17 protein-coding genes are annotated in these 15545 nt (G+C 65.4%); 8 read left to right on the forward strand and 9 right to left on the reverse strand.

Annotated elements, in window-relative coordinates:
• The first annotated feature begins 131 nt into the window (after positions 1–131).
• From MU521_RS03245 to MU521_RS03255, 3 genes are all read left to right on the forward strand, one after another.
• A complete protein-coding gene (locus tag MU521_RS03245) occupies positions 132–887 on the forward strand; it encodes a hypothetical protein (protein ID WP_092689677.1) in 756 nt (251 codons plus the stop codon).
• Positions 888–1271: 384 nt separating this feature from the next.
• Entirely contained in the window at positions 1272–1772 is a 501-nt protein-coding gene (locus tag MU521_RS03250) for a hypothetical protein (protein ID WP_139171071.1), read from the forward strand.
• Positions 1773–2019: 247 nt separating this feature from the next.
• Positions 2020–2772: a formate/nitrite transporter family protein gene (locus tag MU521_RS03255; RefSeq protein WP_349356955.1), complete on the forward strand. Its 753-nt coding sequence runs from the start codon at positions 2020–2022 to the stop codon at positions 2770–2772.
• Positions 2773–2932: 160 nt separating this feature from the next.
• On the opposite strand, the gene MU521_RS03260 is transcribed toward MU521_RS03255, so the two are convergent.
• The 4 genes from MU521_RS03260 to trpC all read right to left on the reverse strand — a co-directional run bounded on the left by MU521_RS03260 (position 2933) and on the right by trpC (position 6751).
• On the reverse strand, positions 2933–3736 hold the full coding sequence (locus MU521_RS03260; RefSeq protein ID WP_092689684.1) for a 2-amino-3,7-dideoxy-D-threo-hept-6-ulosonate synthase: 804 nt from the start codon (positions 3734–3736) through the stop codon (positions 2933–2935).
• Between the two features lie 139 nt (positions 3737–3875).
• Positions 3876–4721, reverse strand: coding sequence for a tryptophan synthase subunit alpha (gene trpA / locus MU521_RS03265; RefSeq protein WP_092689687.1), 846 nt, complete (start codon positions 4719–4721; stop codon positions 3876–3878).
• Positions 4722–5969, reverse strand: a complete 1248-nt coding sequence (trpB, locus tag MU521_RS03270; protein ID WP_092689690.1) for a tryptophan synthase subunit beta — start codon at positions 5967–5969, stop codon at positions 4722–4724. It abuts the gene before it with no gap.
• Complete coding sequence (trpC, locus tag MU521_RS03275) at positions 5966–6751, reverse strand: indole-3-glycerol phosphate synthase (protein ID WP_092689693.1); 786 nt, start codon at positions 6749–6751, stop codon at positions 5966–5968. Before trpC ends, trpB begins: the two co-directional genes overlap by 4 nt.
• 91 nt (positions 6752–6842) lie before the next feature.
• On the opposite strand from trpC, the gene MU521_RS03280 reads away from it, so the two are divergent.
• From MU521_RS03280 to MU521_RS03290, 3 genes are all read left to right on the forward strand, one after another.
• Positions 6843–7505 carry a hypothetical protein gene (locus MU521_RS03280; RefSeq protein WP_139171072.1) on the forward strand — a complete coding sequence of 221 codons (663 nt, stop codon included), beginning with the start codon at positions 6843–6845 and terminating at the stop codon, positions 7503–7505.
• Between the two features lie 63 nt (positions 7506–7568).
• Positions 7569–8234 carry a twin-arginine translocation signal domain-containing protein gene (locus MU521_RS03285; protein ID WP_092689699.1) on the forward strand — a complete coding sequence of 222 codons (666 nt, stop codon included), beginning with the start codon at positions 7569–7571 and terminating at the stop codon, positions 8232–8234.
• A gap of 35 nt (positions 8235–8269) precedes the next feature.
• Positions 8270–8731: an MGMT family protein gene (locus MU521_RS03290; RefSeq protein ID WP_092689702.1), complete on the forward strand. Its 462-nt coding sequence runs from the start codon at positions 8270–8272 to the stop codon at positions 8729–8731.
• A gap of 180 nt (positions 8732–8911) precedes the next feature.
• Here the strand turns inward: MU521_RS03290 and MU521_RS03295 are convergent, their stop codons facing one another.
• The 4 genes from MU521_RS03295 to lonB all read right to left on the reverse strand — a co-directional run bounded on the left by MU521_RS03295 (position 8912) and on the right by lonB (position 13533).
• Entirely contained in the window at positions 8912–10153 is a 1242-nt protein-coding gene (locus MU521_RS03295) for an RNA-guided endonuclease TnpB family protein (RefSeq protein WP_092689706.1), read from the reverse strand.
• The gene (locus MU521_RS03300) at positions 10143–10283 is read right to left on the reverse strand and encodes a hypothetical protein (protein ID WP_175452799.1); all 141 of its coding nucleotides are present in this window, start codon (positions 10281–10283) and stop codon (positions 10143–10145) included. Before MU521_RS03300 ends, MU521_RS03295 begins: the two co-directional genes overlap by 11 nt.
• 218 nt (positions 10284–10501) lie before the next feature.
• Entirely contained in the window at positions 10502–11404 is a 903-nt protein-coding gene (locus tag MU521_RS03305) for a CPBP family intramembrane glutamic endopeptidase (RefSeq protein WP_092689709.1), read from the reverse strand.
• A gap of 2 nt (positions 11405–11406) precedes the next feature.
• Entirely contained in the window at positions 11407–13533 is a 2127-nt protein-coding gene (gene lonB, locus MU521_RS03310; RefSeq protein WP_092689711.1) for an ATP-dependent protease LonB, read from the reverse strand.
• A 166-nt stretch (positions 13534–13699) separates the two neighbouring features.
• On the opposite strand from lonB, the gene MU521_RS03315 reads away from it, so the two are divergent.
• Positions 13700–14233: a nicotinamide-nucleotide adenylyltransferase gene (locus MU521_RS03315; RefSeq protein WP_092689713.1), complete on the forward strand. Its 534-nt coding sequence runs from the start codon at positions 13700–13702 to the stop codon at positions 14231–14233.
• A 24-nt stretch (positions 14234–14257) separates the two neighbouring features.
• The gene (locus MU521_RS03320; RefSeq protein WP_092689715.1) at positions 14258–15028 is read left to right on the forward strand and encodes an SAM hydrolase/SAM-dependent halogenase family protein; all 771 of its coding nucleotides are present in this window, start codon (positions 14258–14260) and stop codon (positions 15026–15028) included.
• Here MU521_RS03320 and MU521_RS03325 read toward each other — a convergent pair.
• Positions 15019–15531, reverse strand: coding sequence for a CinA family protein (locus MU521_RS03325; RefSeq protein WP_092689717.1), 513 nt, complete (start codon positions 15529–15531; stop codon positions 15019–15021). The two genes, MU521_RS03320 and MU521_RS03325, sit on opposite strands and share 10 nt — an antisense overlap.
• Between the last annotated feature and the right edge of the window lie 14 nt (positions 15532–15545).

The following is a 15545-nucleotide window of genomic DNA, read 5'->3' on the forward strand; positions in this document are numbered from 1 at the left end:
CGCCGACGTGGTCGCATGCTGATAGAATCGAACAAGACTTTATTGTACGACGTGTTGCGTTACGTAGTGTGACGCCGGGCGGTGCCGACCAGCGGGACCGGTGCCGTCCGTGGCAGACGGGGTGAAACACCATGAGTACGCAACAGGAGGGGACGGCAGCGGACGAACTGACCTACTACGAACTACACGAGTACTTCCCGACGACGGCGTGGCTGGAGACCTACGCCGAACGGCTCTGCGAGAGCGAGGCACTCGACCGGGAGATGGACGGCTGGGGCACCGACTGGAACGGTGATTTCGTCTTCGAGATCCGCAACCTCCCCATCTTCGAGAACGCCGTCAACGACCTGCCAGAGGAACTCTGGCGCAACCTCGGCGACGCCATCCGACAGCTCCCCGACAGCACGCTCGAAGCCGTCATGCAGACCGCACCCGAACAGATCCAGGAGAACGTCGAGGCCCGAACCGGGACCCTGCAGGAGCGTGCGTCCGCCGAACTGCTCGAGACACCGCTCAACGAGTCGCCGGAGAAAGTCTGGCCCGGCCTCCGGAACATCATGCCCGATGTGCTGGACTCGCTGGTCGACGAGCTCGACGAACACGTCACCGACGAGGGCCACGTCTTCGCCTGGCTCAACATGGTCGACGGTGACTGCCGCGAGACCGCGACCATGCAGTCCGTGGACGAACGCGAGCACCGCGTCCGCCTCACCGGCGAGTACGAGGACTGGAAACGCCTGCTCTCCGGCGAACTCGGCCTCCTCGACGCCGTGATGGGCGGGACGCTGAACGTGACCGCCGACATGAAAAACACATTGCAGTACATGGACGCCCAGCTGGTGATGGTCGACGTGGCCGCGGAAACCGACAAGCGATTCCTCTTCTAGTCCCCACTCTTTCCGTCAGTGGGTCGCCGTGGGCGACCCCCCTGCGCAAAAACTTGGCAAAAAAGCGCGAGTAGCGCGGAACGCAGTTCCGCGGACCGTTCGAGCGGGCGAAGTCGTCCGAAAGGCGGAGCCTTTCGAGATGACGAGAGACGCCACGGGCGTCTCTCGAACCACCCGCGAGAAGACGCCTCCGGCGCCCGCGAAGAACCGCGCGCCCGCGGCGCGCGGATGCTCGCTGGAAGCAGACATTCCACAGTGGTTGCCGTCGGGAACCGGGGTGTTGCGGGACGGTTCGCGAGGTGGTTGGTTTCGGGACTATCGAAGGTGGACCGACTGCTCAGCGTTCGTGCGTATCGAACGGACAGCCAACGTCGGAGGCGGTAATTGAAGGGAGACGTATATCCGATAAAACTTGTGTATGGTTGCTGGTTTGGAAGTGGGCTACTGGTTTTTAATCTTTTACCGGTGAAATATGGGTTTATGAACAGAGAAATACCGCGTATTGTACGTGAGGAACTGTGGCGAAGCATTGCGTGGTTCGGTCTGGCGCTTGTCGGTTGGCCGATCCTCGTCGACGAGCTTGCGTGGCTAGAACAGAATCTGTTCACCGTGTTTGGCCTGCCCGTGGTTACGTGTGCAGTGCTTACTGCTGGGATGATCGGTATTCGAACTGTTTCGGGTGCGGAGTTACAATATCCGCTTAGTTCATCAGGCGTCTTGCTCTGGGGCGCCATACTTGGCGTTCTCACCGGGGTGTATCTGATTGCAGTTGAGGGCTATAGTCCGTTGCTGGTAGTAACCGGTGAGGTTGCTGCCGCTGCTGCTACTGTTGCTTGGTACTGGTATGCAGGGGTATTCGATTCATCGACCGAGCCAGCCGGCTGACCTCTCCGGTCTGTTGGTATCGACCGATTTGAGTCGACGATTCTCGATGTGAATTCGTGCAAGATACGCGCCCTGTGCGGAGCGGTCACAGGGATTTTACCCGTCGCCGTGAACAAGCGTCTGTGTCCCCTCGTGGACTGTCAAATCCGTGAATTCACAGCCTAACGAAGCGGGAGCCACCGACGACGACTCAGTAGCCGAGGCGGATACCGAATCGGAACATACCCCCGTCTCGCAGGAGAACGCACTGCGGGCCCAACTGCAGATCGGTCGAGAGGAGCTGACACGACCGAAGCGCGGACTCGCGCTCTCCGGTCTCTCAGCCGGGCTCGACATCGGGTTCGGCCCCCTGTTCATGACGGCACTCATAACTACTGCTGCCGGCGTCTGGAGCGAGCCGACCATACGGTTGGGGACTGGACTCGTCTATTCTCTCGGGTTCGTATTCGTCGTTCTCAGTGGCACAGAGCTGTTCACCGAACACACCACCCTCGCCGTCTTGCCGGTGTTGAACGGGGACGCGACGATTTTCGACCTCGCTCGACTGTGGGGCGTGGTCTACTGCACGAACCTCCTCGGCGGGGCCGTGTTCGCCGCTGGGATGGTCACGTTCGGTCCAGCATACGGACTAATCGCCCCGACAGCGTTCGTCCGTCTGGCCGAGCCGCTCGTCTCGCATTCTGTCGCATCGACGCTCTTCGCTGCGGTCCTGGCCGGGTGGCTGATGGGACTGCTTTCCTGGATGGTCACGTCAGTCAAAGGTTCGGCCGCTCGGATTATCCTGGTCGTCGCTATCACTACGATCATCGGGTTCGGTCACCTGCCTCACTCCATCGCCGGCAACGTCGAAGTCGTCGCTGGCTTGCTCGCGTCTCCGTCTATTACGATAGCTGACTACGGTCGTTTCCTGCTGGTTGCGACGACTGGGAACGTCGTCGGCGGCACCATCTTTGTCTCGTTGCTGAAATACGGCTACGTTACTGGCGGCATCGAAGAGTGATGGCAGTAAGCAGTGTTGCCAAACTGGGCGGGTGATCGGTGACCGATGTGCGGACGCTCTCGGCCGACCGATTGGGAGGTCCACGCGCGAATTGAGCCACTTTTGTTTGCTGATCGTGGTCTCTGTACCGAGTGGATCGGAAAACGAAAAGTGGAGGTTCTCAGGCTTCCACTGCCAGCCCGGCCTCGCGGGCGGCCTCCTCGGCGCTCTGGTCGTCGTGGAGGACACTGGCGACGCCCTGCGTAATCGCCTCGGGGTCGTCGTGCTGGAAGATCGACCGGCCCATCGAGACGCCGGCCGCACCCGCGTCCATCGCGCCCCGCACCATCTCCAGGGTCTCCTTGTCGGTGCCTTTCGCGCCGCCCGCGATGACGACGGGCAGGCTGGTCGACTCGACGACGTGCTGGAAACTCTCGGCGTCGCCGGTGTAGCCGGTCTTCACCAGATCCGCGCCGAGTTCCTCGCCCAGGCGGACGGCGTGGCCGACGGCCTGGTTGTAGTCCTCGGACTCGGGGTCGATGTCTGGCCCACGCGCGTAGGTCATCGCGAGGACGGGCATCCCGTAGCGGTCGGCCTCGCTGGTGACCGCCGCGAGTTCCTCGATCTGTTCGCGTTCATACTGTGACCCGACGTTGATGTGGAAAGAGACAGCGTCGGCCCCGGCCCGGATGGCGTCCTCGACGGTTCCGGTCGTGCGCTTGTCGTTCTCGTCCGGGCCGATAGCCGTCGAGCCGTTGAGATGACAGATGTAGCCCGCACCGTTCTTGTTCTCGTGGACGCGCCCCGCGATGCCTTTCTGTGTGAGAACCGCGTCCGCGCCGCCCCGCGTGATCGCGTCGATGGTCGATTCGATGTCCTTGAGGCCTTTGACAGCCCCCAGTGTGATACCGTGGTCCATGGGGACGATGAGGTGGCGTCCCCCTGTCCCGATCCGGGCCAGCCGCGCTGGGTTCCCCGTACTCATATTAGGTGAAGGTGTGGCAAGTACGGACATAAGCGTTGCGAGACTGCGACATCGGGGATGCCGACGAAGCAATCGCTGGCGGTGATTTCGGGACGGAGACACAGTGGGTGTACGGGCTATCGGCGATCCGTGAGGCAGGCTAGTCCCCGCCCGCCTCGGCGCGCTGTTCGGCCCCGCGCAGGGCCCCCTGCTTCAGTTCGCGGGCCTTCGCTTCGAGGCGGTTCGCGACCTCGGCGACGGGTGTGTCGTCCTCGTACCCGTCGGCCACGATGTCGACCAGCGCGGAGCCGACGATGATCCCGTCGGCCCCGGCGCGGACGATCCGCGCGGCGTGGTCGCCCTCCTTGATCCCGAAGCCGACGGCCTTGGGCACGTCCCAGTCGTCGATGCGGGCCAGGCTCTCGTCGGTCTGGTCGCTCACGTCGTCGCGCGCGCCGGTCGTCCCCAGTCGCGCCTGCACGTAAACGTACCCCGAGACCTGCTCGCGCATCCTGTCGAGTCGCTCGCCCCGTGTCGTCGGCGCGACGATGAACACGAGATCGAGGTCGAACTCGTCACAGGCCGTCCGGAGCGGGTCGGCTTCCTCCGCGGGGAGGTCCGGGACGACGAAGCCCGTGATCCCCACGTCGGCCGCTTTCTCGACGAAGGGTCGTGGTCCCTCCTCGTCGCCGTACTGGTAGATCAGGTTGTAGTAGGTCATACAGACCAGCGGCACGTCCACGGCCAGTTCTTCGACGAACTCGAAGTACCGGTCGGGGGTCATGCCCGCGTCCAGCGCGCGGACGATGGCGTCCTGAATCGTCTTGCCCTCGGCGATGGGTTCGGAGAAGGGGAGACCGAGTTCGATCACGTCCGCGCCGCCGCGGGCCAGCGCCTCGACGTACTCGATGGAGGCATCGTAGTCGGGGTCGCCCGCCGCCAGGTAGGGGACGAACGCGGGTTCGTCGCGCTCGAAGGCTGCACCGAGGTCGGGGTTGTTGGCCATCTACATCGCACCTCCGGCGGTGTCAAAGACGGACATGTCAACGTCCACGTCCAGGTCGCGCTTTTCGGTCTCCTCGATGACGGTTTCGAGGTCCTTGTCGCCCCGGCCGGAGACGTTTATCACTGTGACGTCGCCCACTGCGTCGGGATTCTCGTGCAGGTAGCCGAAGGCGTGGGCGGTTTCGAGTGCGGGGATGATCCCCTCCTCCTGTGAGAGGCGGTGGAATCCCTCCAGCGCGGCGTCGTCGTCGACGTTGGCGGGCGTGACCCGACCCGTGTCGACGAGGTGGGCCAGTTCCGGGCCGACGCCGGCGTAGTCCAGCCCCGCCGAGACGCTGTGTGACTCCATGATCTGGCCGTCGGAGTCCTGCAGGAGTTTGGTGCGTGCGCCGTGGAGGACGCCCTCGTCACCGGTCGAGAGCGTCGCGGAGTTGGGGGCGACACCTTCGTCCTCGTCGACGGCCAGCGAGGAGCCGCCGGCCTCGACGGCGATCAGGTCCACCGCGTCGTCCTCGACGAACTCGGCGAACGCACCCATCGTGTTCGATCCGCCGCCGGCACACGCGAGTACCGAGTCGGGGAGTCTGCCGAGCCGTTCGCGACTCTGCTCGCGCATCTCGTCGGAGATGACGCGGTGGAAGTCACGGACCATCCGCGGGAACGGATCTGGGCCGACGATCGAACCGATGACGTAGTGGGTGGTCTCGACGGTCGTCGCCCAGTCGCGCATCGTCTCGCTGATGGCCTCTTTGAGCGTGCCCCGGCCCACGGTCACGGGGTTCACCTCGGCCCCGTTGAGCCGCATCCGGAACACGTTGGGCCGCTGGCGGTTGATGTCCGTCCGGCCCATGTAGATCTCACAGGGCATGTCGAGGTGGGCGGCCGCCATCGCCGTCGCGGTGCCGTGCTGGCCGGCGCCAGTCTCGGCGATGATCCGCTCTTTGCCCATGTACTTCGCCAGCAGGACCTGGCCCAGGGCGTTGTTCAGTTTGTGTGCGCCCCCGTGGAGCAGGTCCTCCCGCTTGAGGTAGACATCGGTGTCGTAGCGCTCCGAGAGCTGATCGGCGTACTGCAGCGGCGTGGGTCGGCCGCCGAAGTCGCGCAGTCGCTCGCGGAACTCGTCCATGAACCCGTCCTCGTTGTCCAGCACGTACCGCTCGTAGGCGTCCGTCAGCTCCTCGATGGCCGGCATCAACGCCTCGGGCACGTACTGTCCGCCGTACTGTCCGAATTTGCCTGTCTCGCTCATGTTTGGGTTTCCCACTCGGTGTTCGTCAGCCGTGACGTGTTCTCCCCGACCGATCCGTCCATGATCGCACTGCCGATCAACAGCCCGTCCGCGCCAGCGGCGCGCATCCGGGCCACGTCGTCGGTGGTCTCGATCCCGCTCTCGGCCAGTAGCGTCACGTCGTCGGGCACGTCGGGCGCGACGCGCTCGAACGTGTCCAGATCGACGTTCAGCTGCGCGAGATCGCGGTTGTTCACACCCACGATATCGGCTCCGGCGTCAAGTGCCTGCTGGAGTTCCGCCGCGTCGTGGACCTCCACGAGGACCTGGAAACCCCGCTCCCGGGCCGCCGCGAGCAGGTCGTCCAGGTCGTCCGTGTCCGCTTCTTGCAGGAACCGGACGATCAGCAGGACGACGTCGGCCGCCACGGTGTCGAGCTGTTCCTCCCGCACGACGAAGTCCTTCCGCAGGACCGGCACGTCGACGGCTGCCCGAATGCGTCGCAGGGCCCCGGGCGACCCGCCGAAGTGGTCGGGTTCGGTCAGCACCGACAGGGCCGCCGCACCGCCGGCGACCATCTCTTCAGCGAGTGCGACGGGGTCGTCCGTCCGCTCGCCGTCGGTCGTCGGACTCGTCGGCTTCACCTCCGCGATCACGGGCACCCGGCCGTCGGCCTCGGCGGCCGCGAACGCCTCGGGTACCGACCGGGCGTCTACGGACACCCGCTCGTCGCTCCCGCCGCGCTCGCGTGCGGCCGCGAGTATCGACTCGACCGCTGGTGCTATCTCGTCACTAGCGTCCATTACTGTACATTGACGGACGGAACTGCACATAAGACTTGCGTCACGGGGACGGACAGGCTAAAGGGCGGGCACGGGTAACTACCGGGCAGAAATGACGGGCAGACGAGGGTTCCTGCGGGGAGTGGCACTCCTCGGGGCGACCGGCGCGGCCGGCTGTCTCGGTAACGGCGGCGGGGACGGGGATGGCGACCGGGCCGCGACGCCGACGACGGTGGGGCCGGGGACGTTCGAGAATAACTCCGCCGGGCCGGGCGAAGCGGAGAACGAGGGGGCGCTCCCGTCGGCACTCCGGGTCGTCTCGGCGGTCGGGACCAACGTCGCCCAGCGGCGGATCGGGACGGTCGAGGTGACCGTCGCCAAGGCCGACTGGGTCGAGGAAGTCGATCTGACCGGCGTCGCCGTGGACTGGACGACGGCCCACGACAGCTACGAATTGGCCGCGCGGTCGACCGATACGGACGCCGACGGCTACTTCGGGATCGAACCGGGCAGGGGCACGAGCGCGGACGCGACGCTGACGACGGGCGACGAGTGGCACCGACTGGTGTTCGATCTCGGCGACGACAACGAGGAGATCGACGACCGACACCGGCGACTGGACGAGGACAGCACGCACTTCGGTCGCGTGTTACGGACGGACGACGTGGTGAGCCTCCGGCTCACGACGCCCGGTGGATCGACCACGACCGCCCGACTCCTGGCCCCGACCGAGGTGAACGAGATCGAGGGGACCGTCGAGTTGACCGTCCGCTGAGTGGCCTATCGGCACTCGTCACAGGACCAACAGTTACCAGACAGGGCTGGCACAGCGGGACACATGCATCGGCGACAGGTACTCCTCGGGGCCGGCGCTACCGCCGCGACGCTGGCGGTGGCCGGTTGCAACGGGCAGGACGACTCGACCGATCCCGCGGAGACGGACGGCGAGGACGAAGAAGGCGACTCGGAGAGCACGGCCGCCGAGACCGAGGGCGATACGGCCACTGAGGAAGGGGCCGCCGGAGACGAGTCACGCGAGACCGACGACCCGCAGGTCACCGACCGGCTGAACGTGATCTCGACGGTCGGACTCGTCGCCGAAGGACAGGTCACCGCGGTCGAGTTGATCGTCGCGCTCGCGCCGGGTGCCGACCCCATCGACCTCCGCGACGTGGTGATCCAGTGGGTCGACGGCAACGGCACCGACGTCGTCGTCGCGGCGTCGAGCGACTCGACGGCCACCGGCGTCAACGGAACCTTCCGAACTACGCCGATCAAGGATGCCGACGACTCCGCGCCGGTGCTGAACGAACCGAACGACCGGCTGAAACTGTCCATGGACCTCGGCACGGACGACGACGTATCCGGCGCGGACGGGTTCGGCGAGCCGCTGGAACCCGAAGCGGACGCGACACTCCGGGTCACGACCGGAAGCGGGGCATCCTCGACAGTGCGCCTGACCGTCCCCGCCACGCTGTCGGGCGCGCGGGCCGTCACCCTGTAGCCAGTTTCAAGGCACAGTCGCCCGTCCGAACGAACATGAGCGACGTTGCGGGCATCTACGCGCGCGAATCGGCGTATCTCGACCGTTACGTGCAGGTCGGGATCGCACAGGGTCGAGTCATCTCCGTCTCCTTTCCCGAGTCGCCCGACGAGGGTGCCGAGGACGACCACGACCTCCTGGATCGAATCGGTGCCTACCTCGACGGCGTCGAGGAGACCTTCGAGGACGTACAGGTCGCGCTGACGGTCCCGACCGACCAGCGCAAAGTCCTCGAAGCCGTGCGCGAGATCCCCTACGGGCAGGACTCCTCGGTCGCACAACTCGTGCGGATGACCCCCGGACTGGACGACGAGAGCGACGACGACATCCGGGCGGTCCGGGAAGCACTCACCGAGAACCCCGCCCCTCTACTCATCCCCGACCACCGCGTGCGCGACGGCCCCGGCGCGACCCCGCCCGCCGTCGTCGACAAACTCCGCTCCGTCGAAGGGATCTGAACCCGGACCACCGACGGGCGGTATAAATTTCGATCTGTTCTACCGTGAATTTATTTATGCCTGTTTTACAGACAACAGGTCGTGACATCCTCCGCGCCGTGAACGGAGAGGGATCGAAGATCCCTCAGGCAGCCGGGCAGGGCCCGGCGACGGCGCGGCTTCCCTGCGTGGGAATACCAGCTAATCGCTGGCAGTGGGTTTCGACCCGAACTCACTGAGCGTCATCTGCTCTGGTTGGCTCTGCTCGGTGTGGGTCGTGGTGCTGTCACAGGCACTCCCATCCCGAGGCGAGTCATTGCCTGCCGGTTTCAGCGGCACGCTCTCTCCCCACGGGTCTGCCCGCTGTGCGATATTGATAGCGCCGTTTATATCGCCCTCAAACGTCGTGACGCGGCACTTGTCGTTCGTACAGTGGAACTCTCCGCCACTGTCACGATAGCCGATATGACCGCACTCGTGGCACGTCTGGGACGTGTATGCGGCGTTCACGTATTCGACCGGGATACCGGCATCTCGCGCTTTGTCCTCGATACGGTCCTGCAATCGAGCGAACGCCCAAGCGTGAAGCCGCCGGTTCATGAATTTGCCGCAGTCCAGCGACTCACGGATGTACGTTAGGTCCTCCATCACCAGCATCGGCTTCTCGAACCCACGAGCGTACTCGACAGCCTGCCGAGACGCCTTCTCGACAATATCGGTCAGTGCGTTCTGGTAGTAGTCGAATCGTTCATCTATCCGCCACTCGGCGGCGTCACGCTCTTGGAGTCGTTGCAGGGTGGTGTGCATCTCTTTGCGGAGATGCTTGGCACGGCTCCCGTCACACACAAGCGGGCGGGTCGGTGAACCGTCTCTGAGGGCACAGCCCATAATAAGCGACGATTCACCAATATCCAGACCGATGTGCGTCACGTCGTCGCTGTCGGTATCGTAGTCGGAATCCTCGACAGAATACTCGACAGAGACGTGTAGCTTCCATGATGCGCGATTCTGTATCAGTTGGAGTTGACCGGGCAACACGTTCCCGGCCAGCAGGTCAGCCCACAGTTGCTCCTGTTCGGGGTTGATGCGAAGCGGAATCCAGAAATTCGTCCCACGACCGGGTTGGGGGACTTCCCACACATAGCTGTGTGTTCGGCCTTCCGAGTAGTCGAAACTGGCGGCACGGTTGACCATCCGCGTCGGGTGGTTGGCACTCAATTCCTGTGCGTCGTCCAACGACGGCACGTAGTTTTTGAGGGCGTCTTTGACCTGATACGGCAGGTCGTAGGGCGTCACAATGTCGTTGACTGCTGACTGCGTATCAGCGCCAGCCTCGAACGATTCATGTAGTCCCTCGTGATACAGGTCGTGGAGTTGCTGTAGCTTTCGCTCTTTGTGGGCTGTCGGCGGCGCGAGTGTCGCTTCGAGCGTCTTAGTCGGCATCAGTGGCTTCTAAGCCCTTCTCGATTAGCTCGCGGTATGCTCGCGGGTGGCGAAGACCGTTCTCACGGGCATACTCTTTGACCCGTTCGTGTAGGTCGCCGTCCCGCTCCATGTCTACGTCGGTTCGCACAGGGCTATGTAAGTAGGCGTGTAACTAAACGCTTACGTGTGGTATTCAGGGGGCCAACAGTCCCAGCGGTTGTCTCTCGGAGCTTACGCGATTCCCTCCCGCCCTGTTCGCTCCTCGGTTCCGACGCGTCGGAACACTCGTCACTCACGGGAAGGGCGGGATTCCCTCGCTGTATCAAGATGGTACAGAGACGGAACCGGGACGGTCTTAGTTCCACCTCACCCGGCCGCGTCGCCGACCCACTCGACACCGAGCAATTCGTGGACCACGAACTCCAGGGCGTTCACGAGGTAGTGGGCGACGAACACCACCAGGAAGCTCCCGGTCAGAACGAACGCCGCCGCGAGGACGAACCCAAGCGACCCGGTGACGACGACTCCGGCCCGCCCCTGCGCGCCGTGGCCCAGCGCGAACGCCAGCGAAGAGACGACCGCCAGCGCCCACACCGAGGTCCCGAACCCGGCGGTGGTCGCGCCGATCACCGCCGCCCGAAAGATGAACTCCTCGACGCCCGCGATGATCGGGAGGACCACCAGCAGGAGGACGAGCCACCCGCCGGTCGAGTCCGGCGCGAGCAGCGACCGCAGGCGCTCGTCGTGTTCGACGCCCACCGCGTCGGCGCTGACCGCACCGATCTCGTTGGCGGCGTACAGCGTGACGCCAAGCGCGACACCGACCGCCAGCGCCGGGAGGCCGGTCGAGAGCCCCGCGTCGGTGACGCCGAACGCACTCGCTGGAATCCCGAAGTACCACGCGCCAGCGAGCAAGAGCCCGCCGAACAGCCCCTGGGTGAGCGCGACGTTGGCCAGCAGTGTTCCGGTCGAGAGGTCGCCGGCGGTGGAATCCGCATGCGGACCGTGTCCGTGGGGCGTCCTGGTCGCCGCGAGTTCGCCGTCCGCCCGGAGTGGTCGCTCGGCGGCGTGGGTGTCGTCGCTCGCCGGCGGGACGAACCGCGGAATCTCGTCGCTCCGTCTGCGGTCCGGTACGGAAGACGGTGCGTCGCCCGGTCCCGTTCCGTCGGCGTCGTCACCGCGGACGACCTGCTGGGAGAGACGAGCGAGCGCGAGCAAAAGGGTGCAGACGACGCCCGTCAGGCCGACGAACGCCGCCCACTGCGCCACGGTTACTGCGGGCTGGGACTACCGCCGGAGCGTCCGACTTCGCGCTGTTCCAGCGCCTTGCCGGTGATGTTCTTCAGGCGGTCGACGAGGCCGTCTTTCTCGGGTTCGCCCGCGAGGGCGACCTCCAGGACCTCGCTGATGTGGGAGACGGGGATGATCTCGATCATCTCCTCGTACTCCTCTTCGATCATCACGTCCTGCTCGTTGGCCTTCGGGATGATGACCTTGTCGAGGCCGGACTTGGCCGCGGCCTCGATCTTGTGCGTGACACCGCCGACGGGCAACACGTCGCCCCGGACCGACAGCGAACCGGTCATCGCCATGTTCTGCTCGACGGGCACGTCCTCCAGCGCGGAGATCACCGCGGTCGCCACGGTGATCGAGGCGGAGTCGCCGTCGACGCCGCCTTCACCGGCCTGGACGAACTGGATGTGAACGTCCCGTTCGGTGATGTCTTCGTCGCTGAACTTCTTGATGATCGCCGAGACGTTCTGGACGGCCTCTTGGGCCATCTCCTTGAGCTGGCCCGTGGCGATCACTTCGCCCGGCCCCTGCGAGGGCGTGACTTCGGCCATGACGGGGAGGACGATGCCGGAGTCCTCGCCCATGACGGCCAGGCCGTTGACACGGCCGATCACGTCGCCCTGGTTGACGGTGAGCTCGTAGTCTTTCCGGCGCTCGATGTAGTTGTCCGCGAGCTGTTGCTCGATGGAGCGGCTGCGGCGTTTGGCCTGCAACACGTCCTCGCGCTCGGTGTACTCCTTGTCCTCGGCGCGGGCGATGTCGCCGGCGACCCGCACCAGTCCACCGAGGTCGCGCAGTTTCAGGGTGAGGTGACCCTTCCGACCGGCGCGGCGGCGGGCTTCGAGGATGACCTCCTCGACGGCCTCCCGATCGAAGTGGGGAAGCCGTCCGTCTTTCTCGACTTCCTGGGCGATGAATCGGGTGTACTTCCGGCGCATCTCGGCCTCGTCCTCGATGGTGTCGTCCATGTACACCTCGTACCCGTAGCCCTTGATCCGCGAGCGCAGGGCGGGGTGCATGTTCTCCATCGCGTCGAGGTTCCCGGCCGCGATCATGATGAAGTCACACGGGACGGGCTCGGTCTGGACCATCGCGCCCGAGGAGCGCTCGGACTGGCCCGTGATCGAGAACTTGCCCTCCTGGATCGCCGTCATCAGCTTCTGCTGACTCCGGATGTCCAGGGTGTTGATCTCGTCCACGAACAGGACGCCCTTGTTGGCCTTGTGGATCGCGCCGGGTTCGACGCGGTCGTGGCTGGGCGTCTCCATGCCGCCGGACTGGAACGGGTCGTGGCGAACGTCGCCCAGCAGGGCACCGGCGTGGGCACCGGTCGCGTCCTCGAAGGGCGCGGTGTTCTGCTCGGCGTTGTTGACGAGCAGGTTCGGGATCATCGCGTCGTTGCCCCGCGAGCCGTAGCGGAACGCGAGGTAGATGACACCGGCCGCCAGGATGCCCAGCAGGGGTTGCTGGACGATCAGCAGCGCGTAGCCGATGACGATGGCGATGATGATCCACATGAGGAAGCTGCGCATCTGGTTGCGCTTGCGGGCTTCCTCCTTGTGGGCGTCGACGATCTGGTCCCCTTTGCCGGCGGGGACGGTCCGAACTTTCGGCTCGTTACCGTCGTCGGGGTTGTGGTAAACGAGGACGTCCTGCAGTTCCTCCTTGGGAAGCAACTGGCTCATCGCCTTGGCGAGCATCGACTTCCCGGTCCCGGGGGAGCCGATCATCATGACGTGGCGGCGCTGCTTCGCAGCCTTCTTCACCACGTCGCGGGCGTGGTCCTGGCCGATTACCTGATCGACCAGTCGGTCCGGAACCTCGATATCGTGGGTAGAGTCGATCTTGAGACCGCCCAAGATGTCGTCCTCGGCGTTTTCCTCGTCGACCGGGGCGTCGATCTCGACTTCACTGCCCAGGTCGTCGATGGTGCCCTCGTTGCCGTCGGGAACACCCGACTCGTCGTCGTCCCCATCGCGGACGCTCTCGATGCCGTCGACGTCGTCGATGTCGTCGACTGCGTCCTCGAACGCTGCCGGGGACTCCTCGGCGGAGTCAGGTCCCCCGTCTTCGGGGTCGTCGTCGGTGTCCATATCGTTGCTCATAGAACCGTTGCTGTTAGCGAAAAGGAAGGGCTGTCGACTGATATACTTTCTCCCCTATTCCGACCAGTGAGAACAGAAAACCGCAAGACTGCGGCAGTATGTCCGCGGCGTCGGGGGACCGCCGTCGACTCGCGGATTTTATGAAAGTGCCCGCGTACGTACTCGTATGACACGGGGGTTCTACATCGGCCGGTTCCAGCCGTTCCACGACGGCCACCGGGAGATGACCGACCGTATCGCCGAGGAGGTCGACGAGGTGGTCGTCGGCATCGGCAGCGCCGGCGCCAGCCACACCGTCCGGAATCCGTTCACCGCGGGCGAGCGCATCATGATGCTGACGCGCGTCCTCGACGAACTCGACAAACAGACGTACGTCGTTCCAATCGAAGACATCGACCGCAATTCCGTCTGGGTGGGCCACATCCAGAGCATGGCACCGGCGTTCGACGTGGCCTACTCGAACAACCCGCTCGTGGTCCGCCTGTTCGAGGAAGCCGGCATCGAGGTCCGCCAGTCCGAGATGTACAACCGCGGGGATCTGAAGGGATCGCGCATCCGGTCACGGATGATCGAGGGAAAAGAGTGGGAACCGCTCGTTCCCGACGCCGTCGCCGACGTGATCGACGAAATCGACGGGCTGGAGCGACTCCGACGGATCGCGGGCGACGACGGCGACGACGCAACCGAGAACGACCACTGACCAGCGCGCCGACCCACAAACCAAATGATCACGCTCGCCTCCGACTTCGGCAGTCCCTACCCGGCCGCGATGAAAGGCGTCATCCTCCAAGAATCGGACGCCCGCCTCGTCGACGTGGCTCACGACTTCCCCCGCCAGGACGTGCGGACCGCAGCCTTCTGGTTGCGGGAGGTGCTCCCCTGGTTCCCGCCGGCCGTCCACCTGGTCGTCGTCGACCCCGGCGTGGGCACCGACCGGGCCGCCGTCGTGGTTCGCGCCGGCGACCACGCGCTCGTCGGCCCTGACAACGGTGTTTGCCTGCCGGCCGCCCGCGAGCTGGCAGGCGAGGCGGGGATCGAGATCTTCGAGATCGACCTGGGCGACCCCGCGAGTTCGACGTTTCACGGGCGAGACGTGTTCGCGCCCGCGGCCGCGCTGGTCCACGAGGCCGGCGTCGGGGGGTTCGAGACACGCGAGGAGTTCGAACCAGTCGACTCGGTGGTCGACCTGACGTTCCCGGAGCCGACGGTCGAGGACGACCGCGCCGAGGGCGAGGTGCTGGTCGTCGACGGGTTCGGCAACGCGATCACGAACCTTCCCGGCGCGGTCCTCGACGGCCGCTACGGCGGGCGAGTCACCGTGAACGGCGAGCGCGCGCCGGTCGAACCGACCTACGCCGCCGTCGAGGCGGGCCAGCGACTCGTCACCGTCGGGAGCCACGAGAACGTCGAACTGGCGGTCAACCGGGGCCGCGGCGAGGCGGCCTTCGACGTGGCCGTCGGCGATGCAGTGTCACTGGGCTTCGATCAGTCCTGAATCCGGTCGAGCAGATCCGAGAGGGCCTGTCTGGCCACCCGTTCTTTGACTTCCGTTCGGGACCCGTCGAACTGGTAGCGCTCGACGGTGGTCGTCGACTCGCCGCTGCCCCACGGCGCTGCGCGCGCGACGCCGACGAAGACGGTGCCGACCGGGTGGTCCGCGCGGTCTCGCTCGGGTCCGGCCACACCGGTCGTCGAGACGCCCCACGTCGCGTCGGCGGTGTCGCGCGCTCCCGTGGCCATCTGCCGGCCGACCCGTTCCGAGACCGCGCTCGCCTCGTCGAGGGCTTCACGGGAGACACCGAGGATCTGCTGTTTCGCGTCGTAACTGTAGGTCACGTACGACCGGTCGAAGTACTCGCTGGACCCCGGCACGTCCGTCACGAGCGAGGCGACCAGCCCGCCAGAACAGGACTCGGCGGCCGCCAGTGTCTCGCCACGCTCCGTCAGCGCCTCGCCGACCCGCGTCTCGATCAGTGGCTCCTCCGAAAACTCGTGCATGGACCTGGCCACAA

Source organism: Halorientalis regularis, assembly GCF_023698535.1.
In the GTDB taxonomy this organism is placed as follows: domain Archaea; phylum Halobacteriota; class Halobacteria; order Halobacteriales; family Haloarculaceae; genus Halorientalis; species Halorientalis regularis.